The organism is Verrucosispora sp. SN26_14.1 (assembly GCF_004307965.1).
GTDB lineage: Bacteria > Actinomycetota > Actinomycetes > Mycobacteriales > Micromonosporaceae > Micromonospora.
This window is the reverse complement of the sequence record NZ_SISL01000024.1, coordinates 1-22,699: the sequence shown is the minus strand read 5'-3', so window position 1 is coordinate 22,699 and position 22,699 is coordinate 1. Positions and strand designations below refer to the sequence as shown.

The 22,699-nt window shown below is 70.0% G+C and carries 21 protein-coding genes; 11 read left to right on the top strand and 10 right to left on the bottom strand.

Features of this window, described 5'->3' with window-relative positions:
* The first annotated feature begins 12 nt into the window (after window positions 1-12).
* The 6 genes from EYA84_RS04740 to EYA84_RS04715 all read left to right on the top strand — a co-directional run bounded on the left by EYA84_RS04740 (window position 13) and on the right by EYA84_RS04715 (window position 8,344).
* The gene (locus EYA84_RS04740; protein WP_131051776.1) at window positions 13-1,299 is read left to right on the top strand and encodes an ABC transporter substrate-binding protein; all 1,287 of its coding nucleotides are present in this window, start codon (window positions 13-15) and stop codon (window positions 1,297-1,299) included.
* Between the two features lie 119 nt (window positions 1,300-1,418).
* Window positions 1,419-2,384: a carbohydrate ABC transporter permease gene (locus EYA84_RS04735; protein ID WP_131051775.1), complete on the top strand. Its 966-nt coding sequence runs from the start codon at window positions 1,419-1,421 to the stop codon at window positions 2,382-2,384.
* Window positions 2,385-2,394: 10 nt separating this feature from the next.
* Window positions 2,395-3,237, top strand: coding sequence for a carbohydrate ABC transporter permease (locus EYA84_RS04730; protein WP_131051774.1), 843 nt, complete (start codon window positions 2,395-2,397; stop codon window positions 3,235-3,237).
* The gene (locus EYA84_RS04725) at window positions 3,234-4,667 is read left to right on the top strand and encodes a GH1 family beta-glucosidase (protein WP_131051773.1); all 1,434 of its coding nucleotides are present in this window, start codon (window positions 3,234-3,236) and stop codon (window positions 4,665-4,667) included. The genes EYA84_RS04730 and EYA84_RS04725 overlap by 4 nt, the downstream gene beginning before the upstream one ends.
* Window positions 4,668-4,748: 81 nt before the next feature.
* Window positions 4,749-5,795: a LacI family DNA-binding transcriptional regulator gene (locus EYA84_RS04720; protein WP_131051772.1), complete on the top strand. Its 1,047-nt coding sequence runs from the start codon at window positions 4,749-4,751 to the stop codon at window positions 5,793-5,795.
* Between the two features lie 119 nt (window positions 5,796-5,914).
* Window positions 5,915-8,344: a hypothetical protein gene (locus EYA84_RS04715; RefSeq protein ID WP_131051771.1), complete on the top strand. Its 2,430-nt coding sequence runs from the start codon at window positions 5,915-5,917 to the stop codon at window positions 8,342-8,344.
* On the opposite strand, the gene EYA84_RS04710 is transcribed toward EYA84_RS04715, so the two are convergent.
* Both EYA84_RS04710 and EYA84_RS04705 read right to left on the bottom strand, forming a co-directional pair.
* Window positions 8,318-9,538 (bottom strand): acyl-CoA dehydrogenase family protein, encoded by a 1,221-nt coding sequence (locus tag EYA84_RS04710; protein WP_131051783.1) that lies wholly within the window; start codon window positions 9,536-9,538, stop codon window positions 8,318-8,320. The genes EYA84_RS04715 and EYA84_RS04710 overlap by 27 nt on opposite strands.
* Window positions 9,538-10,599, bottom strand: a complete 1,062-nt coding sequence (locus EYA84_RS04705; protein ID WP_131051770.1) for a phosphotransferase family protein — start codon at window positions 10,597-10,599, stop codon at window positions 9,538-9,540. The genes EYA84_RS04710 and EYA84_RS04705 overlap by 1 nt, the downstream gene beginning before the upstream one ends.
* Before the next feature lie 146 nt (window positions 10,600-10,745).
* On the opposite strand from EYA84_RS04705, the gene EYA84_RS04700 reads away from it, so the two are divergent.
* Window positions 10,746-11,444 carry an amino acid-binding protein gene (locus EYA84_RS04700; RefSeq protein WP_131051769.1) on the top strand — a complete coding sequence of 233 codons (699 nt, stop codon included), beginning with the start codon at window positions 10,746-10,748 and terminating at the stop codon, window positions 11,442-11,444.
* Window positions 11,445-11,555: 111 nt separating this feature from the next.
* Window positions 11,556-12,617 carry a GNAT family N-acetyltransferase gene (locus tag EYA84_RS04695; RefSeq protein WP_131051768.1) on the top strand — a complete coding sequence of 354 codons (1,062 nt, stop codon included), beginning with the start codon at window positions 11,556-11,558 and terminating at the stop codon, window positions 12,615-12,617.
* Between the two features lie 345 nt (window positions 12,618-12,962).
* Here the strand turns inward: EYA84_RS04695 and EYA84_RS04690 are convergent, their stop codons facing one another.
* The gene (locus tag EYA84_RS04690) at window positions 12,963-13,154 is read right to left on the bottom strand and encodes a DUF397 domain-containing protein (RefSeq protein WP_131051767.1); all 192 of its coding nucleotides are present in this window, start codon (window positions 13,152-13,154) and stop codon (window positions 12,963-12,965) included.
* Window positions 13,145-13,912: a DUF5753 domain-containing protein gene (locus EYA84_RS04685; protein ID WP_131051766.1), complete on the bottom strand. Its 768-nt coding sequence runs from the start codon at window positions 13,910-13,912 to the stop codon at window positions 13,145-13,147. The genes EYA84_RS04690 and EYA84_RS04685 overlap by 10 nt, the downstream gene beginning before the upstream one ends.
* 280 nt (window positions 13,913-14,192) lie before the next feature.
* Here EYA84_RS04685 and EYA84_RS04680 point away from each other — a divergent pair, with 280 nt between their 5' ends.
* On the top strand, window positions 14,193-14,468 hold the full coding sequence (locus EYA84_RS04680) for a hypothetical protein (protein WP_131051765.1): 276 nt from the start codon (window positions 14,193-14,195) through the stop codon (window positions 14,466-14,468).
* Between the two features lie 25 nt (window positions 14,469-14,493).
* Window positions 14,494-14,778, top strand: a complete 285-nt coding sequence (locus EYA84_RS04675) for a hypothetical protein (protein WP_131051764.1) — start codon at window positions 14,494-14,496, stop codon at window positions 14,776-14,778.
* A gap of 104 nt (window positions 14,779-14,882) precedes the next feature.
* Here EYA84_RS04675 and EYA84_RS04670 read toward each other — a convergent pair whose 3' ends face one another.
* From EYA84_RS04670 to bioB, 6 genes are all read right to left on the bottom strand, one after another.
* Entirely contained in the window at window positions 14,883-15,611 is a 729-nt protein-coding gene (locus EYA84_RS04670) for a cutinase family protein (RefSeq protein ID WP_131051763.1), read from the bottom strand.
* A 179-nt stretch (window positions 15,612-15,790) separates the two neighbouring features.
* The gene (locus tag EYA84_RS04665; RefSeq protein ID WP_131051762.1) at window positions 15,791-18,484 is read right to left on the bottom strand and encodes a glycoside hydrolase family 9 protein; all 2,694 of its coding nucleotides are present in this window, start codon (window positions 18,482-18,484) and stop codon (window positions 15,791-15,793) included.
* Window positions 18,485-19,183: 699 nt separating this feature from the next.
* Window positions 19,184-20,143: a hypothetical protein gene (locus tag EYA84_RS04660; RefSeq protein WP_131051761.1), complete on the bottom strand. Its 960-nt coding sequence runs from the start codon at window positions 20,141-20,143 to the stop codon at window positions 19,184-19,186.
* 175 nt (window positions 20,144-20,318) lie between these two features.
* Window positions 20,319-20,825 (bottom strand): GNAT family N-acetyltransferase, encoded by a 507-nt coding sequence (locus EYA84_RS04655; RefSeq protein WP_131051760.1) that lies wholly within the window; start codon window positions 20,823-20,825, stop codon window positions 20,319-20,321.
* Between the two features lie 3 nt (window positions 20,826-20,828).
* Window positions 20,829-21,029 carry a hypothetical protein gene (locus EYA84_RS04650; protein ID WP_131051759.1) on the bottom strand — a complete coding sequence of 67 codons (201 nt, stop codon included), beginning with the start codon at window positions 21,027-21,029 and terminating at the stop codon, window positions 20,829-20,831.
* Window positions 21,029-22,024, bottom strand: a complete 996-nt coding sequence (gene bioB / locus EYA84_RS04645) for a biotin synthase BioB (RefSeq protein WP_131051758.1) — start codon at window positions 22,022-22,024, stop codon at window positions 21,029-21,031. Before bioB ends, EYA84_RS04650 begins: the two co-directional genes overlap by 1 nt.
* 197 nt (window positions 22,025-22,221) lie before the next feature.
* On the opposite strand from bioB, the gene EYA84_RS04640 reads away from it, so the two are divergent.
* Window positions 22,222-22,699, top strand: a 478-nt coding sequence (locus EYA84_RS04640; protein WP_131051782.1) for an aminotransferase class I/II-fold pyridoxal phosphate-dependent enzyme, incomplete at its 3' end; no start/stop codon positions are given.

Sequence of the window (22,699 nt, the reverse complement as noted above, 5' to 3'; positions counted from 1 at the left end):
AGAGGGGTCAGGATGAGCCTCACCACGCGGCGTACCCGCCTGGCGGCAGGCGCGCTGGCGGCGGTCACCGCTGTCGGCGGTCTCGCGGCCTGCGGAAGCGACGACAGCAACACGGGCGAGGGCGGCAAGCCCGCCAAGCTGGTCGTCGACACCTTCGGCGAGTTCGGCTACGACGAGCTCGTCAAGCAGTACGAGCAGGAGACCGGCATCAAGATCGAGCTGCGGAAGACCGCGCAGCTCGGCGAGTACCGGCCGAAGCTGGTCCGGTACCTGGCCACCGGCAAGGGCGCGGCGGACGTCACCGCGCTGGAGGAGGGCATCCTCAACGAGTTCAAGGCCAACCCGCGCAACTGGGTCGACCTCAACCCGCTCGTCGAGGACCACTCCAAGGAGTTCCTGCCCTGGAAGTGGGAGCTGGGCAAGGCTCCCGACGGACGCCTGATCGGCCTGCCGACCGACGTCGGCAGCCTCGCGGTCTGCTACCGCAAGGACCTGTTCCAGGCCGCCGGCCTGCCCACCGAGCGTGACCAGGTCTCGGCGCTCTGGCCGGACTGGAACGGCTTCCACCAGGCCGGTAAGAAGTACAAGGACGCGACCGGCAAGGCGTTCATCGACTCGATCACCGCGGTCTCGAACGGTGTGCTGTTCCAGCAGGGCAGCGACCTGTTCTACGACAAGGAGAACAACATCATCGCGGACTCCAGCCCCGCGGTGAAGGCCGCGTGGGACACCGCGACCTCGATGTCGGACATCTCCGCCAAGGCGGCGACCTGGTCGCCGGAGTGGTCGGGCGGCTTCAAGCAGGGCACCTTCGCGGCGACCTTCTGCCCGTCCTGGATGCTCGGCATCGTGGCGGACAACTCGGGTGAGGCCAACAAGGGCAAGTGGGACGTCGCGGCCGTGCCGGGTGGCGGCGGCAACTGGGGCGGCTCGTGGCTGGCCGTGCCGGAGCAGAGCGCGCACCAGAAGGAGGCGGCGAAGCTCGCCGAGTTCCTGACCAAGGCCACCAGCCAGGTCGACGCCTTCAAGCTCAAGGGCCCGCTGCCCACCAACCTGGAGGCGCTGAAGGACGAGGCGTTCCTCAGCTACACCAACGAGTACTTCAGCGACGCGCCGACCGGCAAGATCTTCGGTGAGAGCGTCGCCAAGATCGAGCCGGTCCACCTCGGCCCGAAGCACCAGGCGGTCAAGGAGAACGCGCTCGAGCCGGCCCTGCGGTCGTTCGAGAACGGGCAGGCCAACAAGGACAAGGCCTGGGAGCAGTTCGTGAAGGACGCCGCCATCCAGGGCGCCTTCTGACAGTGATTTCCCACCGGTGGCGTCCGGGGACTACCCCGGGCGCCACCGGTCGGTCCCCGTCTGGGTTGCACCCTGCGCGTGGGCCCCCTCGGAAGGGCTCCCGCCGGGAAAGGAAAATCATGAGCCTCTCGGCCACGACGGCCCCCCCGTCGAACGTCACACCACCCGGCTCCGAGCCCCCGCGTCGGCGCGGGTTCCTGCTCAACCGCCTGGATCTGAAGTACTCCCCGTACCTCTACATCGCGCCGTTCTTCCTGATCTTCGGCATCTTCGGGTTGTACCCGATGCTGCGTACCGCCTGGATGTCCCTGCACGACTGGGACATGATCGGCGACCAGACGTTCATCGGGCTCGACAACTACGCCGCCCTGATCAAGGACGACTACTTCTGGAACGCGCTCTACAACACGTTCGGCATCTTCGCGCTGTCGACCATCCCGCAGTTGCTGCTCGCGCTCTTCCTGGCGAACCTGCTCAACAGCACCCTGCTGCGCGCCAAGACCTTCTTCCGGCTGGCGATCTTCATCCCGAACGTGGTCTCGGTGGCCGCCGTCGCGATCGTCTTCGGCATGCTGTTCCAGCGGGAGTTCGGCCTCATCAACTGGGTGCTCAGCTTCGTCGGCGTCGACAACATCGACTGGGACGGCCAGCGGTGGAGCTCCTGGACCGCGATCGCGACCATGGTCAACTGGCGCTGGGTCGGTTACAACACCCTGATCCTGCTCGCCGGGATGCAGGCCATCCCGAAGGACCTCTACGAGGCCGCCTCGATCGACGGCGCCGGCCCGTGGCGGCAGTTCTGGCAGATCACCGTCCCCATGGTCCGCCCCACCCTGATCTTCGTGATCATCCTCTCCACGATCGGCGGCATGCAGCTCTTCACCGAGCCGCTGCTCTTCGCCAACGGCAGCATCCTCGGCGGTAACCAGCGGGAGTTCCAGACCCTGGCGATGTACATGTACGAGAAGGGCATCGAGAACCTCAACACCGCTGGTTACGGCGCCGCCGTCGCCTGGGCGATCTTCCTGATCATCGCGTTGATGTCGCTGCTCAACTTCCTACTCGTCCGCCGTTCGGCCAAGTGAGGAGAGAGCTGTGACCTCGGCTTCCCGGCGCCTGTGGCGCACCAGTCCGCTGACCTACATGGCGCTCGTCCTGGCGGCGCTGCTGTCGATCTACCCGTTCTACTACATGATCGTGATCGGGACGCGCACCCTGGACTCGATCAACGACGTACCGCCGCCGCTCACCCCGGGCGGTGCCTTCGGTGACAACTTCGGGCGCGTCCTCGACAACGACGCGGCCAACTTCCTCACCGGCCTGATGAACTCGGTCATCGTCTCCTCGGTGGTCACCCTGTCGGTGGTCCTCACCGGCTCGCTGGCCGGCTTCGCCTTCGCGAAGCTGCGCTTCCGGGGCCGCAACATCCTGCTGCTGATGATCGTCATCACCATGATGATCCCGACCCAGCTCGGCATCATCCCGCTCTGGGGCATGATGCAGGAATTGAACTGGTTCGGCACCCTGTACGCCGTCACCGTGCCGTTCCTGGTCAGCGCGTTCGGCGTGTTCATGATGCGGCAGTACGCCAGCCAGGCGATCTCCGACGAGCTGATCGAGGCCGGTCGGGTCGACGGTGCCAGCACGTTCCGGATCTACTGGAACATCGTGCTGCCCGCGCTGCGTCCGGCGGCGGCCGTGCTGGGTCTGCTGACCTTCATGGAGACGTGGAACTCCTTCCTCTGGCCGTACGCGATCCTCACCCCGGAGAACCCGACCCTCCAGGTCTCGCTCTCCTTCCTCTCGTACGCCTACTACACCGACTACTCCCAGGTCTTCGCCGCCACGGCGGTCGGCACCCTGCCACTGGTCCTGGTCTTCATCCTGTTCGGCCGCCAGATCATCGGCGGGATCATGGAAGGTGCTGTCAAGTCGTGAGCAACCCCGCCATCCCACCCGCGGTGGGCGTCCTCGACGAACGCGCGCCGTTGACCTTTCCGTCCGACTTCCTCTGGGGCGCGGCCACCGCCGCCTACCAGATCGAGGGCGCGGCGAGCGAGGGTGGCCGTACCCCGTCGATCTGGGACACCTTCAGCCACACCGAGGGCCGGACGGTTGCCGGGCACACCGGCGACGTCGCCTGCGACCACTACCACCGGCTCGGGGACGACGTTCGCCTGATGGCCGAGCTGGGGCTGAAGTCGTACCGGTTCTCGGTGTCATGGCCGCGGGTGCAGCCGGGCGGCACGGGCCCGGCCAACGCCGAGGGGGTGGACTTCTACCAGCGGCTGGTCGACGAGTTGCTGGCCAACGGCATCGAGCCGTGGCTCACCCTCTACCACTGGGACCTGCCCCAGGAGTTGGAGGACGCCGGTGGCTGGCCGGCCCGCGACACGGCGGCCCGGTTCGCCGACTACGCGCAGCTCATGGCGGGGGCGCTGGGCGACCGGGTGAAGTACTGGACCACGCTCAACGAGCCGTGGTGCTCGGCGTTCCTCGGGTACGGCTCGGGCGTGCACGCGCCCGGCCGCCAGAACGGCGCGGACTCGGTCCGCGCCGGACACCACCTGATGCTCGGCCACGGGCTCGCCGTCCAGGCGCTGCGCGCGGCCATCCCGAGCGCCCAGCTCGGCGTGACCGTCAACCTGTACCCGGTGACCCCGGCCAGCGACGCTCCCGGCGACCTGGACGCCGCCCGGCGCATCGACGGGCTGGCCAACCGGTTCTTCCTGGACCCGATCCTGCGCGGGTCGTACCCGGAGGACCTGGTCGCGGACCTGGCGAAGGTGACCGACTTCGCGCACGTCCACGACGGGGACCTGGCGGTCATCTCCACCCCGCTGGACGTGGTCGGCATCAACTACTACAGCCGGCACGTGGTGGCCGCGCCGGTGCCCGGCGAGGACCCGGAGGAGTACTGGCGGGCCCCGTCGACCTGGCCGGGCAGCGAGAACGTCCGGTTCGTCACCCGGGGCTTCCCGGTGACCGACATGAACTGGGAGATCGACGCTCCCGGCCTGGTGGAGACCCTGCGCCGGGTGCACGAGGAGTACACCGACCTGCCGCTCTACGTCACCGAGAACGGTTCGGCGTTCGTCGACGCGGTGATCGACGGCCAGGTCGACGACGTCGACCGGCTGGCGTACTTCGACGCCCACCTGCGCGCCTCGCACGAGGCGATCAGCGCCGGCGTGCCCCTGCGGGGATACTTCGCCTGGTCGCTGTTGGATAATTTCGAATGGGCCTGGGGTTATACCAAGCGGTTCGGGATGATCTACGTCGACTACGACAGCCAGACTCGTATCCCCAAGTCCAGCGCCAGGTGGTACGCGGAGGTGATCCGACGCAACGGTCTGGCCGCACAATAAGGCGACGGCCAGCCAGTAACGGGTGGCCCGGCACCATCGCTGAACCAGGTGCCGGGTCCGCCCATGTCGGAGGAGCAGACGATGACAACGCAGCGCACCCGGTCGCTCGGGCGCCCGACCCTCGACGCGGTCGCCGCCCGCGCCGGAGTCGGCCGCGGCACGGTCTCCCGCGTGGTCAACGGCTCCCCGCAGGTGAGTCCCGAAGCCCGCGCCGCCGTGCAGCAGGCAATCGCCGAGCTGGGGTACGTGCCGAACCGCGCGGCCCGGGCCCTGGTGACCCAACGCACCGACTCGGTGGCCCTGGTGGTCAGCGAGTCCGGTGAGCGCATCTTCGCCGAGCCGTTCTTCGCCGGCATCGTGCGCGGGATCAGCTCGGTCCTGCTGGAGACGCCGTTGCAGCTCTGGCTGGCGATGGCCCAGTCGCCGCTGGAGCGGGAACGGGTCGAGCACCACCTCACCAACCAGCACGTCGACGGGGTCCTGCTGCTGTCGCTGCACGACTCCGACCCGCTGCCCACCCTGCTGGAGGAGCGGGGGCTGCCCACCGTGCTGGGCGGACGCCCGGCCCGGATGCTGCACCCCGAGGCCCAACCCGCCTCCTTCGTCGACGTGGACAACGCCGGCGGCGCGCGGCAGGCCGTGGAGTACCTCGCCGCCCGGGGGCGACGCCGGATCGCCACCATCGCCGGCCCCCAGGACATGGGCGCCGGCCTGGCCCGGCTCGCCGGCTACCGGGACGCGGTCCGCACCGCCGGCTTCGGCGTCAACCCCGACCTGATCGGGTACGGCGACTTCAGCGAGGAGAGCGGGGCGACCGCGATGCGGCAGCTGCTGGAGCGCTGCCCCGACCTGGACGCCGTCTTCGTCGCCGCCGACCTGATGGCCTTCGGCGCGATGCGGACGCTGCGCGAGACCGGCCGCCGCGTACCGGAGGACGTGGCCGTGATCGGCTTCGACGACGCGCCCATCGCCCGTCAGGCCAACCCGCCGCTCACCTCGGTGTTCCAGCCGGTCGACGAGATGGGCCGGCAGATGGCCCGCCTACTGGTGGCCCGGATCCGCGGCGACCAGATCCCCGATCCGCACATCGTCCTGGACACCCAACTCGTCGAGCGCGCCACCGCCTGACCCTGAGTATCGCTATTGCAGATCAGTCGGCCGCTGCGGCCGGTCGACAGCCTCACCTACTCTGACAGGCCCGGACAGAGTGTGCGCTGGAGGCTTCCAACGTGGCGACGCTTCATTCGATGCAGACCGACACCCCATCTCCTGCAGCGGTAGCCGATGCCTTGACGGAGGCATTCACACACCACAACGTACGCCCTATCCAGGACTTGCTGTCGCGGACGGGGCACGCGCATGCCCTGGCTGATCTCGATGCTCTGTTCACTGGCCGGGCCCCCGATTCGGAGATCGTGCGGGCCGTCCTCCGCGCTCAGGTCGGACACGTTGCCGGTCGACCTGATCTCCTTTTGTTGCTCGTCTCGTACCTCTACGCCCGAATCAACGAGATGTGGGATCTCTATGCCGATCAGGGTGGAGTGCTGCGGACGATCACCGAGGTGTTGCGCACGGGTTTTCCGGAATCTCCGGAACAGAGTCGAGGTGCCGGATCCGGTCCACCTTCCACAGCGATCACCGAACATACCTCGATCATGCTGGAGAACATCCGGCTCGTGTCGCAGGGGATGGCAGTCAGCAGGGCTGTCAATTCCTCCTGCATGGACGAGGTGGAGAAGCAGGCGGGTCGCATTGTGGCAGCGATGGACGATCAGATCTGCCGGATCCGGTCGATTCTGGACGGCGGTGAATTGACCGACTGGTTGTCCGAGCACGCCAACGAGACGCGGGACTACTATCAAGCCCTCGTCTTTTGTGCCCAGGCAACGCGTCAATTCCTTCTGGCCGGGAGGAGAGCCGGCGATCAGGGCGTCCACGAGCGCCGGGAGGTTCTGGCCGAGGAGTTGGCCGGCTTCCTCGAAAAGGTAGAGCAGACCAGGCGTCGGCACCCGGCGAAGGCCTGGCTCTCCGGCGACCTTGCCGCACTCGCGGCCAACCTGCGGATCATGCGCGAATGGGTGAACCGTGACTTCCTCTTCGTCGAGGATGCCACGGTCGTCTACATCTATCCGTTCGCGATTCCCAGCGCTGTGCTGGACCGGGTGCGGCTGACGCCTGGTCGGGACGGATCGAGCGCGTCGACCGGGTACGGTGCCGATCCGATCAGCGCGATCAGGAGTCGTTGTGAAGGGCGAGCGGTGCGCGTGCACGGGCGACCGATCAGTGCGGTCGTGGATCACGCGGTCGGCGACGACTGGGGGGCGGAGTCCGACTATCGGGTGCTGGACGTGTCGCTGCCTCCGGTGTTGATCACGATGACGGACGCCGCGAAGACACAGACGACCCTCACCGCCACGCTGAGGATCAGCAGCCTCGGGAATCACAGCCTCCGCCTTGAGGGCGCTCTGGTCGATGCGGACGTGCACCTCGTCAACCAGGCGCTTCGTCGTCCATCGGTCGTGATGGGAGCCAGCGAGAAGGTGCGCTTGGCGACCTCGGACCACACGGAGGCGTGGAGCAGACTCTCCGAGTATGCCCAAGAGGTGATCACGGAATTCCTCAACGGGCTGAATGACGACCCATCGGTGGAGCAGTCCTTCGACGATGTCGTCCAGCGCACTGTAGGCACGGCGGTGGCACTGAGTCACTCGTTGTTGGTGGTTCATTCTCTCCAGGTCATTCAGGCCGACGGAACAGCCCGACATGCCTGCGGATCCGAGATCAGTGATGCCGCTGTCGTGGGCAGCAGCCTATTCGTCAGCCCCGTTGGCCGGGATGCCGTGACACTGGAGGAGTGGGTGCGTTATCGCCCATCGCCGGATGCCACCGACATCCTCGGCGACTACGGATACGACGGTGACATCGTCCTGCGTACGGCGAACACCACAGTGGTTTCCGCGCCAGAGACGCCGGACTGGATGGCTCTGAGCTACAGCGCTCAGGCCGAGTTCATCGCCACGCTTCCTGGCGTACTGCTCGGCTGGACTGCGGAGATCACCGAATACATCCGGCAGGCGCGGGACCAGCTCGACACGGCCCGACGGCTTCTTCAGGAGGCGCCGATGTCGACGGTCCAGGAGAGAAACGCACTGCAGCACACCATCTTGTCACTCGAACAACGGTATGCCGACCTCAGACTGGTCACGAGTGACGTCCGGGCCAAGCTTAACGGAATCAATTCCCCCACCCTCTTGCGTGACCTGATCAGGCGTTCCTATTTCGACCGCCTGTACGAGGCGGCTGGTCTTGCCGCGTACGAACGTTCCTTGTTGAGTCGGATTCAGGAGGCTGAGGATCTGTACCAGGCCGCCTCGGGGCTGTTCCGCGCCTTCGACGACCGGCTGGCCGCTGCCGAATCCCACCGGCGTCGGCGCCTGAACACCATCCTGACCACGTCAGCGACTCTTCTCGCCATCGCCTCCACCGCCGAACTCTATGGACTGCTCAACGAACTCATCGAACCTCGGCCATGGGTGCTGGCGGTCGAGGTCACCTCGATCGGCGTATTTGCCCTGGTCATGGTGGGAGTTCTCGTTCTGGTCGGACGGCAGCCCCGAGGCAGGGACGCACGCCGTTCGTGGCGGGTGCCGTCAGGCGGGGCGGGTCCAGCGGCGTAGTTCGCGTTTGGCGAGGCTGGCGCGGTGCACCTCGTCGGGGCCGTCGGCGAGGCGGAGCGTACGGGCGTGGGTCCAGAGTGCGGCCAGGGGAGTGTCCTGGCTGACGCCGGCTGCGCCGTACGTCTGGATCGCCTTGTCGATCACCCACTCGGCCATCGCCGGCGTGGCGATCTTGATCGCCTGGATCTCGGTGTGTGCGCCCTTGTTGCCGACGGTGTCCATCAGCCAGGCGGTCTTGAGTACCAGCAGGCGGGCCTGCTCGATGCGGACCCGGGACTCGGCGATCCACTCCCGCACCACGCCCTGCTCGGCGAGGGGGCGGCCGAACGCGACCCGGTCGGCGGCTCGGCGGCAGAGCAGTTCCAGGGCCCGTTCGGCCATGCCGATCAGGCGCATGCAGTGGTGGATGCGGCCGGGGCCGAGCCGCGCCTGGGCGATGGCGAACCCGGTGCCCTCGGCGCCGACGAGGTTCTCCGCCGGCACCCGTACGCCGTCGAAGTGGATCTCGGCGTGACCACCGTGCGGGGCGTCGCTGAAGCCGAAGACGGTCATCCCCCGGCGGACCGTGACCCCGGGAGTGTCCCGGGGGACCAGGATCATGCTCTGCTGTCGGTGCCGGTCGGCGCCCGGGTCGGTCTTGCCCATCACGATGAAGATCTCGCAGGCCGGGTCCATCGCCCCGGACGACCACCATTTTCGGCCGTCGATCACGTAGTGGTCCCCGTCGCGGCGGATCGCGGTGGCGATGTTCGTCGCGTCGGAGGAGGCGACGTCCGGTTCGGTCATGCAGAACGCCGAGCGGATCTCACCGGCCAGCAGCGGGCCGAGCCACCGTTCCTGCTGGGCGGGGGAGCCGAACTCGGCGAGCAGTTCCATGTTGCCGGTGTCCGGCGCGGCGCAGTTGAGCGACTCCGGGGCCAGGTGCGGGCTGCGGCCGGTCAGCTCGGCCAACGGCGCGTACTGGAGGTTGGTCAGCCCGGCGCCGTGGCGCGGATCGGGGAGGAAGAGGTTCCACAGGCCACGTCGGCGCGCCTCGTCCTTCAGCCCCGCCAGCACCGGCGGTCGGGCCCAGGGGTCACCGGCAGCGGCCACCTCGGCGGCGTACACCGGCTCGGCCGGGTAGACGTGGTCGGTCAGGAACTCGGTCAGCTCCCCGCGCAACTGCTCGGTGCGGTCGTCGTACCCGAAGTGCATCATGCCTCCCTCAGCGTGGCCAGCCCGTGGGCGACCAGCGGGGCGACCATGCCGCCGATGGTGTCGAAACCCTCGCCGAGGGTCTGCCCGAGGGTGTGCCGGTAGTGGATGCCCTCGCAGATCACCGCGAGTTTGAAGCAGCCCAGTGCCACGTGCCAGTCGAGCGGGCCGACGTCGACGTCACTGCGGGCGGCGTACCGGTCGATCAGCTCCGCGCCGGTCGGGAACCCGGCACGCGGGCCGGGTCCGTCGGCGACCGGGTTGTCGACGGAGACGCCGCCGCCCAGGACGTCCCAGTACGTCAGCAGCAGCCCGAGATCGGCCAGCGGGTCGCCGAGCGTGGCCATCTCCCAGTCCAGCACCCCGGTCACGGTCATCGACCTCGTCGCCGGGTCGACGGCGGCGAGCAGGTTGTCCAGCCGGTAGTCGCCGTGCACGAGACGGCCCGTACCGGTGCTGTCGGGAACCGTTGCGGCGAGCCGGTCGCGCAGCTCGTCTATGCCGGGAAGCGGTCGGCTGCGGGACCGGTCGAGCTGCCCGGCCCAGCGGCGTACCTGCCGGGCCAGGTAGCCGTCGGGGCGGCCGAAGTCGCCCAGGCCGACCGCCGCCGGGTCGACGGTGTGCAGCGTGGCGAGGGTGTCCATCATCGCCATGGCCAGGTCGTGCCGCTGCCCGGCACTGAGCCGGTCGGTCTGCCGGCGCGCCCGGTACACCTCGCCGGGCACGCGCTCCATCAGATAGAACGGCGCGCCCAGCACCTCCGGGTCGGCGCAGAGCAGCAGCGCGCGGGGGACCGGCACGTCGGTGGCGGCCAGCGCCGAGATCACCCGGAACTCTCGGGCCATGTCGTGCGCGGTGGCCAGCACGTGCCCGAGCGGTGGTCGCCGCAGCACCAGGTCACGGTCGCCGGCGTGGACCAGGTAGGTGAGGTTCGACCGCCCACCGGCGATCAGGTCGGCCCGCAGCGGCTCCCCGGCCGACTCCGGTCGATGCGTCGCGAGGTACGCGCCGAGACGGCCGAGGTCCAGACCGGCGGGGAAACGGGCAGCCGGATCGGTCATTCGGACAGTTGATGGCAGCCCCGTCAGGTTGTCAAGGTCAGGTTTTGCCCAGGGGACATGCCGCAGCAACAGGGACGAAATGGTCAACTGCCAAGCTCGGGTTCAGCCTGCCGGGATTGTGCCGGCCCGCCGAGCGGAGGGTTCAGATGTTGCTGCGTGTACGGGTCACCCTGCCGGACCGTCCAGGCACGCTCGGCCAGGTGGCGCGCACCCTCGGGGTATCGGGCGCGGACATCGTCCAGGTGGTCGTCCTGGAACGGCTCGGCGGCCGGGCGGTCGACGACTTCACCGTGGTCTGGCCGGGCGCCGCCCGGGTGGAACGGTTGCTGGCCGGTCTGGCCGCGATCCCGGGCGTACGCGTCGACGGGGTGTGGCGGGCGATCGGCGCGCCCACCACCACCGGGCAGGACGCGGAACTACTGGCCCAGGTCGCCGCCAACCCGGCCGACGGGCTGGCCACCCTCGTCGACGCGGTACCCGGACTGCTCGCCGCCGAGTGGTCCGTGGCCGCGGTCGTACCGGTCGACTGGGCCTCCCGCACCGGCGGCGGCGGAGCGACGGTCGGGCACGCGAGCTGGCGTACGCCGATGCCGCCCCGGCTGCCGGAGGTGACCCCGCTGCGCGCCCGGTCGATGACCATGCCCGACGGCAGCCACTTCGCCATCGCGCCGTTCGGTCGCGCCGGACTGGTCCTCGTGGTCTCCCGCGAGCACAACGAGACGTTGACCCCGGCCGCCTTCCACAGCACCGAGGTCGACCGGCTCGCCCAGCTGGTCCGGGCCAGCGCGGTGATCCTCGGCGACCGGCTCGACCTGGTCGGCTCCCCGACCGTCGCCACCCCCTGACCGGCCGCGACCTGGTGTGACGCAGACCGCAGGGCCCGTGGCCGCTGGACACGACGGGGCAACCGGCCGGCAACAGCGGCAGGCCAGGGTGACAGGTGAAAGGAGGCGACCATGACGCTGTGGCGGATCCGGGCCACCGTGGACGACCGACCGGGCTACCTGTCGGTGCTCACGGCGAGTCTCGCGCTACGTGGGGTCAACATCCTCACCGTGCAGGTGCACACCACCGAACGTGGCGCCGTCGACGACTTCCTCGTGGACGCGCCGGACACCCTCGACGAAGCGGGTCTGATCGCCGCCGTGGAACGGGGCCGGGGCCGGGACTGCTGGGTGGCGCGCAGCGAGGCGCGCGGCCTGGCGGACCAGCCGACCCGCGTACTCGGGCTGGCCACCCGGCTGGTCCACGACCCGGACGCCACCGGCGAGGTGCTGCGTGCCCTCCTCGGCGCGGACGAGGTGACCTGGCGTCCGGCACTCGCCGAGATGCGTATCGGAGTCGACGAGGCGACGATGCTGCTGGCCGACCCCAACGGCGGCTCCTATCTGCTGCGCCGGGTCGCGCCGAGCTTCACGCCCGCCGAGTACGCCCGCGCGCAGGCCCTGCTGGAGCTGGGCGCCACCGCCGCCCGCCGCACCACCGAGCAGGTCACCGTGGTCCTGCCCGACGGCGCCGAGCTGACCGTACGCCCCGCCGTCGCCGACGACCTGGCGGCCGTGACCGAACTGCACGAGGCATGCTCGGCGGACACCCGCCAACGCCGCTACCTTGGCGGTGCCTGCCTGCCCACTCCGGCCCGGATGCGTCAGCTCCTGGAACCGGCGCGTGGGCAGACCCTGATCGCCGCGACGACCGGCTCCGACGGGGCGGCGGAGTCGGTCGTCGCGATGGCGAACCTGCTCGCCGAGGGCGACGAGGCCGAGGTGGCCCTGCTGGTCCGCGACGACTGGCAGCGGCGCGGCCTCGGCTCGACCCTGCTGCGCCGGTTGACCCGGCAGGCCGAGTCCGCCGGGTACGCGGCCATGGTGCTGCACATCCAGGCGGACAACACGGCCATGCTGCGTACCCTGCGTCGGCTGGCCCGACCCACCACCGTCGACCGCGACGGCTCCCTGCTCACCATGACGGTCCCCCTCGGGGCCGAGGTGTCGGCGGCGACGGAACGCGCCGGCTGACAGCACAGACGACCGACCTCCGGTGCGGAGGACGGTGAGGTGGGCGGGACTCCCGATGCGGGAGCCCCGCCCACCGCCCTTTCCCGTCCCGCACGCGCGTGGTGCGGCGTCGTGTGCCGTGTCGCGCGTGGTGCCGTGTCGCGCGCTCTGCCGCGTCGCGCGCTCTGCTGCGTCGATCATGGAGTTGTGGTGCCCGTTGTCTGATGAAACGCCCCTGTTTGTCGATGCCACAACTCCATGATCGGCGGGGGTGGTGGCTGGCGGGGAGGTGTTGGGGCGGCTGGGGACGGGGAGTGCGCCCGGCCCCCGGTGGGGCGAGCGCTCTCGGATGTCCGCAGTGGTCGGTCAGGCTCGTTTGGCGAGTTGGGCGACGAACGCCTGCCAAGCGGTCGGCGCGAACGCCAGCGTCCCGCCGTCACGGTCCTTGGTGTCGCGGACGAGGACGGTGCCGGGAAGGTTGTCCGCCACTTCGACGCAGGATCCGCCGTTGTTGCCGCTCTTGCTGCTCTTGTGCCACCGTGCGCCGGTCAGGTCCATGATGCTGCCGCTTTCCTGATGACGTCGAGGGATTGTGGGCGAGAGAGTGCCTCACTTCTGATCCGCTCCCACCTGCGACTCAGCGTAGCAACGTCGGCTGCTTCTGCGATGATCTGCGCAGGCGCCTGGCTGTCGACGTGAGCGACGTGCTGACCGCTGGGCAACTCGGCGATGATGAAGCCGCCGCCGAGACCCGGATACATGCCTACGTCCCTCGGCACGATCAATACCTGCACGTTGGGCAGGGCGGCGCATCGGGCGAGGTGTTCACACTGGTCGCGCATCAACTCGCGGTCGCCGTAGGCGGACTGGAACAGCACCAACTCGTGAATGACCGCGACCAGCAGGGGCGGACGCTCGCGCCGGAGAATTGCCTGTCTATCGAGGCGGGAGGCCACGATGTCTCCCACCTCCTCGGCCGTGAGGGCTTCGCCGGTCAGCGTCGCGGGTGCGTAAGCCTCGGTCTGGAGCAAGCCCGGCACCCACGAATGCTCGAACCAGCGCAACGAGACGGCTTCGCGCTCCCAGTCGATCCACTCGCGCAGCCACTGCGGCTCGCGACGTTTGAGGACATCGGGCCATAGGTCACCAACGTCCCGACCGAGGATCGTGGCTACCTTTGCGCGCCGAGCGGGCTGCGGAACGCGTCCCGGGCTGATCCATCTGGCCGCTGTCTTCGGGTCAACGCCCGTCTGAGCAGCGAGGCTTTCGGTTGTCTCGCCTGCCTCCGCCATGGCCACTCGAAGTGCATCATTCATCCTGCCTCCACCATGGATGTCCCGGACGTCCCGGGGGAACACTCCTTCGTCGTGTACTGATCCCATCACTCTCGGCAAGGTTTCGGTAGATGGCGCGTTCGGTGGAGGTCAATCCCCCTGGCCCGGCGGGCGCGTTCGTCCCGGGGGTCGCCGCCGGGCGAGCATCCGCGGCGACCCCCGGTCCACCGAGACGACGAGGGAGGCTCCCGTGTCCACACCGAGACTGACGAACGATGTCCCGCCGTCGCGCTGGTCGGCGCACGCCGATGGATGTTCATCCGTGCCGTCGCTCGCCGAAGTGCTCGGTGGGGAGGCGGTGGGCACCGTGGCGGTGGGGGACGTGATCCGGGTGCCGGAGGGGGCGTACCTGCCCGGGGTGGGAGAGTTGCTGCTCTACGTGGCCGAGGTTATCGGCCGGGCGCAGCAGGCGGACGGCCATGTGTGGGCCGAGGTGAGCGGGCACGCGGTGCAGCGGGACGGGTCGCTCCAGGTCCGTCGCCGGTACGCCCGGGTGCGGGTGGACCAGGCTGTGGTCGTACCGCGTCGTGCCTGGTGAGCGGCGTCGGCCGGACGGGACGCCGATGGTCGAGCCCGGTGTGTACCTGTTGACTCGCGAGGCGGGTCCGCAGTTTCGCACGCCGATCGCGGTGCGGGTCGTCCGCGAGCAGGCCGACTGGCATTCGCCGTACGGCTGGACCTGGATCCAGTGTTACCAGCTCGACCGGTACGGAGACGCGGTCGAGAAGCGGCAGTTGTTCGTGATGCCCGCCGGGTTGCGGCGACTCGTGCTCGCCCCATCCCCGCACACCCGACCACACCGCCACGATCGTGCGGTACGGAAGTCTATCTTGGACAGTTTCCGTTAGCTCCTAACGGAAACTGTCCAAGATTGCCGTCGCCGCAGTACGGCCGTCGCCGGCCCGTCGGCGGTGTGCCGCAGCGGCGCCCGCAGATGGAACCAGCCGCGAGGTCAGCGCGGTACGTCGGCGGTGGCGCGGGCGGCGGCGAAGCGGGTGGCCTGGGGGTGGAATCCCTGGTAGTTGACGTGTGCGGCGAAGCTGAATCCGCCCTGGCAGAAGCGGTCGTTGGCGTTGCAGTACGACTGGATGCGGTCGGCGAAGCCGTTCAGTCGCCCTGCGCCCCGGGGGAAGATGCCGGAGCGTCGGCCGGCGGTGACGTTGAAGGGTTCACCGGCGGTGAAGGAGGGGTCGCCGAAGAGGAGGACTGACGAGACCCGGGTGGCGAGGTCGGCGGGGAGCCCGGTGCGCCCGCCGAGTCGGCTGCCGGTGCCGGCCAGCGCGTCGCCCATCACGTCGGCGCCCTGGGAGTAGCCCATCAGGACGAAGCGGGTGCCGGGGCACTGCGCGGCGGTCGCGGTCATCACCCGCTGCACCTCGGTGACGCCCTGGCGGACGCTGGCAATGTAGTTGCCGGAGGCGGGGTAGTCGAGCGGGGTGGTGCGGACGGTCTGCGGCAGGTCCCGGGTGATCTGCCGGGCCAGCGGCGTCAGCACGATGCCGAGGCCGGGGCGTTCGGTGGTGCCGCGTGCGCCGATGACCTCCAGGTCGGGGCAGGTGTTGCGGGGTGCCTCGGCGGCGAAGGTCATCGGGGCGATCGCGAGCCCGGCGAGGGCCACCACCCCGACCGCCACCAGGGCCAGCAGGCGTGTCCGACGTGTCCGACGGTGTCGTCCGCGCATTGTTCAGCTCCTTTTCCCAGGTTGACAGGGGTGCCGTTGGGTACGGGAGCGGTCGGTGTGCGGGTGGATCTTATGGATGTTCACACAATCTGCACTGATGGTGAACCGATCGGGGTGTCGGCGCGTGCTGGAGGGGCGGTGTGGCCGAGCGCGTCGGCCCGGCCGCACCGCCCCCGGGATCAGGCGACGGTGCAGGTCGCCCCGTTGACCGTGAAGCCTGTCGGTCGGGGGTTGCTGCCGGTGTGCGTACCGTTGAAACCGATGCTTGTCGATGTGCCCGGCGCGAGAGTGCCGTTGTAGGACAGGCTGGTCGCGGTCACCGACGCGCCGGTCTGCTGGAAGGTCGCCCCCCAGCCCTGGCCGACCCGCTGGCCGCTGTGCGGGAAGGTGAACGCCAGCGTCCAGCCGTTGATGGTCGAGGTGCCGGTGTTCGCGATGGTGATGTTCGCGGTGAACCCGGTGCCCCAGTCGTTGGTGCCGTAGGTGACCCGGCAGGGCGTCGTCGGCAGCGGCGCCGAGGTGGTCACCGAGACCTTCGCGGTGGGCGGCGAGACGTTGCCGCCCGCGTCGACGGCCACCACGTGGAAGCGGTACGTGGTCTGCGCGGTCAACCCGGTCGCCGCGTACGTGGTGCCGGTGACGGTCGCGACCAGCACGTCGTCCCGGTAGACCCGGTACCCGGTGACGCCCACGTTGTCGGTGGCGGCACCCCACGTCAGGGTGGCTCCGGTCGCGGTGATCCCGGAGACGGTCACCGCGCCGGGAGCGGTCGGCGCGACCGTGTCGTCCGGGTCCGGCGGCGGCGGGTCGGTGTCACCGGTGGGCTCCACGCCCCACACCCGGACCCCGCCCGCGTACAACGGCACGTTGCGGTTCGGCCCGGCGGTGGCCTGGAACGACGGGTCGTTGCCGGTGTTCCAGGTGCCGCCCTCCGGCACGCCGACCTTGAACTGCACCTCCATCCGGTGCTGCGACTGACCGGCCGGCGCGATGGTCTGTCCGGTGCAGTCGACCTCCACGTACCAGAGGTCACCGCTGGCCTGCTTGGCGGTGCTCGGCGCCGGGCAGCCCTGGGTGTAGCCGGGGGTGACCTGCACCGCGCCGGTGCCGTCCGGGCGGAAGTAGTAGCGGAACTTCGCGTCGGTCAACGCCCGCGCCGGGAACGCCGACTTGTTGTAGATCATCACCTTCAGACCGGTGGCCCGGGTCTCGTTCTGCATCACCGTGGTCTCCACGGTCAACTCGTCGATGTCGGGCCGCTCGACACCCGGGAAACCGGCGAGCGGCGTACCCCCGTACTCCTGGGAGAGCCGGGCCAGCGCGGACGTGAAACCGGCGTTGTAGTCGGTGGCGACCTCGTTCATCACGTAGTCCGACCGGTTGTCGGTGTACGCGTCGTTCGGCGACGACGGCCCGCCGACCAGGGCGCCGAAGAGGGTGTGCCGGGTCTCCGTGGGTACGGTCATGCTGTCCCACCAGGAGCCGTGCGCGGTGCGGTGGTGCGGGTTCTTCGGCGGGTTGGTGCCGAAGCCGACCACGTAGCTGGAGTTGCGCGGGTTGTCACCGAGTGCGTAGTTGATCTGCCGGACGGCGAAGTCGTGGTAGCGGGTCTTGCGGGTCGCGTCGGTGGTCTTGTCGCTGTAGACCAGCGCGGCGAACGCGGTGTTGGCCGCGTACCGCAACGCGCCCCAGGAGTCGAGCACCGCCATCCCGCCGGGGGAGTAGCGGATCCGTTCCCCGTTCACGCCCACGGTCCAGAAGTCCAGCCACCGGTTGGCGTCGTCGACGTACTTCTGCTTCCCGGTCAGGTTGGCCAGCAGCACGTACGCGCCGAACTGCTTGTTGTCCCAGGCCACCGTCCACTTGTAGGAGCGGGTGGTGGTCTGCGGCTCGGTGCCGAGCTTGTCGTACTCGCTCTCCGCCTTGGCCAGGTACGTGGCGTCGCCGGTCGCCCGGTACAGCCAGATGGCACCCCACACCAGCTCGTCCTGGTAGCCGCTCCACGACCGGTAGAAGCTGGTCGCGTCCGTGATGCACTCGTGGTAGCTCTTACGCACCGTGTCGGCGAACGTGTAGAGCTGCCGCGCGTGGGTGAGCAGCTTGTCGGCGTACGCGGCGTCGGTCGGCCGGAACACCATGGACGACGCGGCCATCGCCGCCGCCGTCTCACCCGCCAGGTCCGCGCCGCCACAGCTCGCATCGATCTTGTACGCGGGCCGCGCCATCGGCATCACCTCGGCCGGCCCCCACCACTTGTGGTCGTCGTCGCCCTTGCCGACCTGCCCGTACAGCACGTTCGGCGAGGGGTGCGCCTTGACGAAGTAGTCGTTGACGAACCGCAGATTGTTCAACAAATGGGTGAGCTGGCCCGACGCCACGTACCCGGCCCGGTACTCGACCGCGCCCCACGCCAGCATCGTCGTGCTGAACGCCATCGGGAAGCCGAACTTCACGTGGTCACCGGCGTCGTACCAGCCGCCGGTGAGGTCGAGCCCCACGTCCGCGCCGTCCCGCAGTGCCGAGTCGTCGCGCCAGGAGACCCGGTTCCAGTCCGGCAGCTTGCCGGACTGCTGCGCCTCGTAGAACAGCAGCGACTTCTGCAACGCCTCGGCGTAGTTGAACGCCGGAGCGGCGGCGTTGCTCGACGCGGCGTTGCTGGCGGCGGCGTTGCTGGCGGTGGTGTTCGGTGCGGTGGAGCTGGTGGTGTTCGGCACGGTGGTGTTCGGCGCGGCGACGCCTGCCGCCGGTACGCCGACCGCCAGCGCCAGGCCGGCGGCGATGACCGTGCCGGTGCTGCGGAGACGACGCGACCAGTGGCCGCGTCGGCCGGGATCGTCGCCGCGCGCGCGGCCCGGCCGTCTGATGTGGTGCATGCGGCTGCTCCTGTCGTACGGGGCAGGCAGCGTCGACGCGCACGCGTCGGGGTGGACGGCTGCCGGCGGTGGTGGCAGAGTGGCTCCAGCAGGACCGGGAGCGCTCCCATGGATGAGTAGCAATGTAATCTGGCGTTCACCGGTTTGGGAAGGCCGAGCGGCACCATAGGAGCGAGCGTTCCGGGAAGGCCGATCCGGAACGGCGCGAGCGTCTCGTCGGGATGCAAGCCGGGGCGCGGGCGAGTCTGGGCCGGCGGGGGTAGCGTCGGCGGGCCGAATCGCGTTACACCGACACGCCGCTGGCGGCCCCTGATTCCACCCCGACGTCCCGACACGGGACCCGCCCGTCTGCCCAGGTCGGACCGTTCGCCTGAGATCGGTGGGCCCCATCCGCAGGCAAGCTTGTGCCATCTCCTCCGGCTGATCGGGGGGAGACCCGATGACCAACCACCCGAGAACGGCCGCCGGTGTCCCTCCGGCGGCCGTTCTCGCCGTCACCACCCGATCGGCCCCGGCGCCCTCGCCGTCACCAGCCTTCGGCCCGGCGCCCTCGCGTCACGACCCTTCTGTCCGGCTTCTGTGCCGTCACGACCCGGCCTCTTGGCCGTAGGCGGGATGCGGCATCGCGGCACTCACCGCGTGGGACGACTGTCAATCTTGGACAGTTACCGTCAGCGTCGAACGGTAGGTTTCCAAGATTCACGAGTCCGGACGCCAACCGGCGGCGACGAGGGCGCGGCGGACCGTGTCGGCGACCTGGTCGGGGTGGGCGCGTACCAGCCAGGCGGGAAAGCGCAGGATGCGGTCACCCGTCGTCCAGACGTCGTTCTGCCGCTGCATGTCCGCCGCCCACTGGCGTACGTCCATGTGGTGCGCCCCGTCGATCTCCACATGGATCCGCCACTCGCGCCAGTACGCGTCGAGCCAGCGCGTACGACCGGTGGTGTCGGTTCGTCGCTCCTGTAGGTCCGGTGCCGGCAGCCCGGCGCGGCGGCAGAGCCGGACGAAGTCGATCTCGCTGAGCGCCTGCGCGCCACCGGCGATGTCGTCGACGGTCTGCCGGATCAGTCGTCGCCGTGGTGCCCGGGGCAGGACGTCGAGCACGGCGGTGATCTCCTCGGGCAGTACCCGTCTCTGCTGGCACCCGGCAGCCAGCACCTCCTGCGCCGCGCGGGTCGAAGGTGCCCAACTCGCCGCGTCCACCAGGGCACGTGCCGTGCTGGTCCGGGGCGGCCGGCCGACCTGAAGGTGGTCGGCGGGCAGCAGCGACGTCCGGTGCACCACCACGGCGGCCATGTCGAGCGGCAGCCGGCGCAGGGTGGTACGCCCGGACCGGCGGGTCGACGGCACGAGGACGTGCAGCGGCTCGGGCCGCAGGCCGCGTACTCCGGCCTCGGTAGCTGCGGTGGGACCGGCGAGGACCGCGCCGCGTCCGCAGGCCAGGACGGCCACCCAGAGTTGTTGGGTCCGGGTGAGTCGGCCGTTGCCGGAGAGCAGCAGGCCACGGCCGACGGAGCGCCATCGGCGGGAACGGACGAGACCCCGTAGCGTGCCCTCGGTCAGCACGGTCAGCGCCTGGGCGGTGGTGAGGACTCCGGCCTGCGCGAAGGCCAGCCACTCCAGCGGGTCGGCACGATCATCGGGTACGAGGGGCGGCATCGTCCGACTCTGGACATTTCAGCGGCGGGGCGCCAGCGGATTTCCGGCGCTGCGACGTCCGCGATGTAAGGAAGGGTCCCCTGCTATACACGAGGCGTTAGCAGGGGGCCCTTCCTTACACCGGACCCGGCGCAGCTACGGCGCTCGCGGCGCGAGGGTCGCGGTCCGGGTGAGGTCAGCGGAGGTCGTCGGCGAGCAGGTCCATCAGGAGGCCGTCGTGCCAGCGGCCGTCGGCGCCGCGCTCGTAGCGACGGAGGACGCCGACGGTGCGGAAGCCGGCCTTCGCGTACGCGCGGATCGCGGCGGTGTTGGCCGCCGCCGGGTCGATGGTGAAGCGGTGGTGGCCGTGGGCGTCGACCAGGTGCCGGACCAGGGTGCGGATGGCGTCTCCGGCGAGGCCCCGGCCGCGTACCGACGGGTCGAGGAAGATGTCCAGTCCGGCGTGGCGGTAGTCGGGGTCGTTCTCGGCGTACCACTGGATCGCCCCGACCACCCGGTCGTCGTGCTCGACGACGTACACCTCAAGGTCGTCGTCGGCGAGGTCGGCCTCGACGGCGGCGGTCAGGTCGTCGTCGCCGCGCCACCAGCGACGGACCTCGGGCTCGGCACGGATGGCGGCGAGCGTGGGCACGTCGTCGGCCGTCGCCCGCCGCAGGGTCACCGTCTCTCCGCGCAACGTCACGCCTCAGCCTCGCTGTTCGCCGTGTTCGACGCAGGTGGCGGACCAGCCGACCGGCAGCACCTGCACCTTCATCCGGCGTCGGCATCCGGCGCAGTACCGGGGCGGTTCCAGGGTGCGGGCCGCCGCGCAGCCTTCGTGGTCGCCGACCGCCACGGCCTCACCGCAGCGGTCGCACCACGTCCCGACCAGCTCGCCCATCGGCATCAGAGCGTCGCCGACAGCGCCTTGACCGGCATCTTGAGGTCGTCGAGCAGCTTGAGGTCGTCGGTGGCCGGTCGACCGAGGGTGGTCAGGTAGTTGCCGACGATCACCGCGTTGATGCCGCCGAGCAGGCCGTCGCGGGTGCCCAGGTCACCGAGGGTGATCTCCCGGCCGCCCGCGTACCGCAGGATGGTGCGCGGCATGGCGAGCCGGAACGCGGCGATGGCGCGCAGCGCGTCCTTGCCCTCGACCACCGGACGGTCGCCGAGCGGGGTGCCCGGCCGGGGGTTGAGGAAGTTCAGCGGCACCTCGTGCGGGTCCAGTTCGGCGAGCTGGGCGGCGAACTCGGCCCGCTGCTCGACCGTCTCGCCGAGCCCGAGGATGCCGCCGCAGCAGACCTCCATGCCGGATTCGCGGACCATCCGCAGCGTCTCCCAGCGCTCCTCCCACGAGTGCGTGGTGACCACGTTCGGGAAGTACGACCGGCAGGTCTCCAGGTTGTGGTTGTACCGGTGCACACCCATGGCGACCAGCTCGTCGACCTGCTCCTGGCTGAGCATGCCGAGCGAGGCGGCGACCTGGATGTCGACCTCGGCCTTGATCGCGGCGACGCCCTCGCGCATCTGCGTCATCAGTCGCGCGTCCGGGCCGCGGACGGCGGCCACGATGCAGAACTCGGTCGCCCCGGTCGCGGCGGTCTGCTTGGCGGCCTCGACCAGCGACGGGATGTCCAGCCAGACCGACCGCACCGGCGAGGTGAACAGCCCGGACTGCGAGCAGAAGTGGCAGTCCTCCGGGCAGCCGCCGGTCTTCAGCGAGACGATGCCCTCGACCTCGACCTCCGGGCCGCACCAGCGCATCCGCACGTCGTGGGCGAGCTGGAGCGTGGCGGTCAGGTGCTCGTCGGGCAGGTTGAGCACCGCGAGGACACCGGCCTGGTCCAGGCCGACGCCACCCTCCAGCACCTGGGTACGGGCCTGGTCGAGGATCTCTGGCATGGCACGTACCCTACAAGGCCGTCCGACGGGCGGAAACGTGCGCGGCCCCGCCCCGGTGCCCTCCGGCGAGCCGTACGGCGCCACGCCGGGGCGGCCCGGACGGGTGGTAACTTCGCCCGGCGGAAGCGCCCGGGGCGACGACGTGCGACCGGGCGACGACGCCTGACGGTGGAAACCGGCGGGGAAGGGGCGTGGTGGTGGCGGACTGGCTGGCGGCCCTGGCACGCCGCGCGGACCTGCGGGCCAAGGCGGGACTGACCCGTCGGCTGCGTCCGCGTACCGCCGACGACGCCGTGGTGGACCTGGCCGGCAACGACTACCTGGGCCTCTCCGCGCATCCCGAGGTGGTCGCGGCGGCGGCCAAGGCGCTCTCCGAGTACGGGCTGGGCGCGACCGGCTCACGACTGGTCCGGGGCTCCACCGACGCCCACCACGCGCTGGAGGACGCGCTCGCCGACTGGCTCGGCACCGACCGGTCGCTGGTCTTCTCCTCCGGCTACCTCGCCAACCTCGGCGCGGTCCGGGCGCTGGTGCGCCCCCGCACGCTGCTGGTCTCCGACGCGCACAACCATGCCAGCCTGATCGACGGGTGTCGCATCTCCGGCGCGGAGACCGTGGTGACCCCGCACGCCGACGTTGACGCGGTGGCGGCGGCCCTGGCCGGGGCACCCGGCC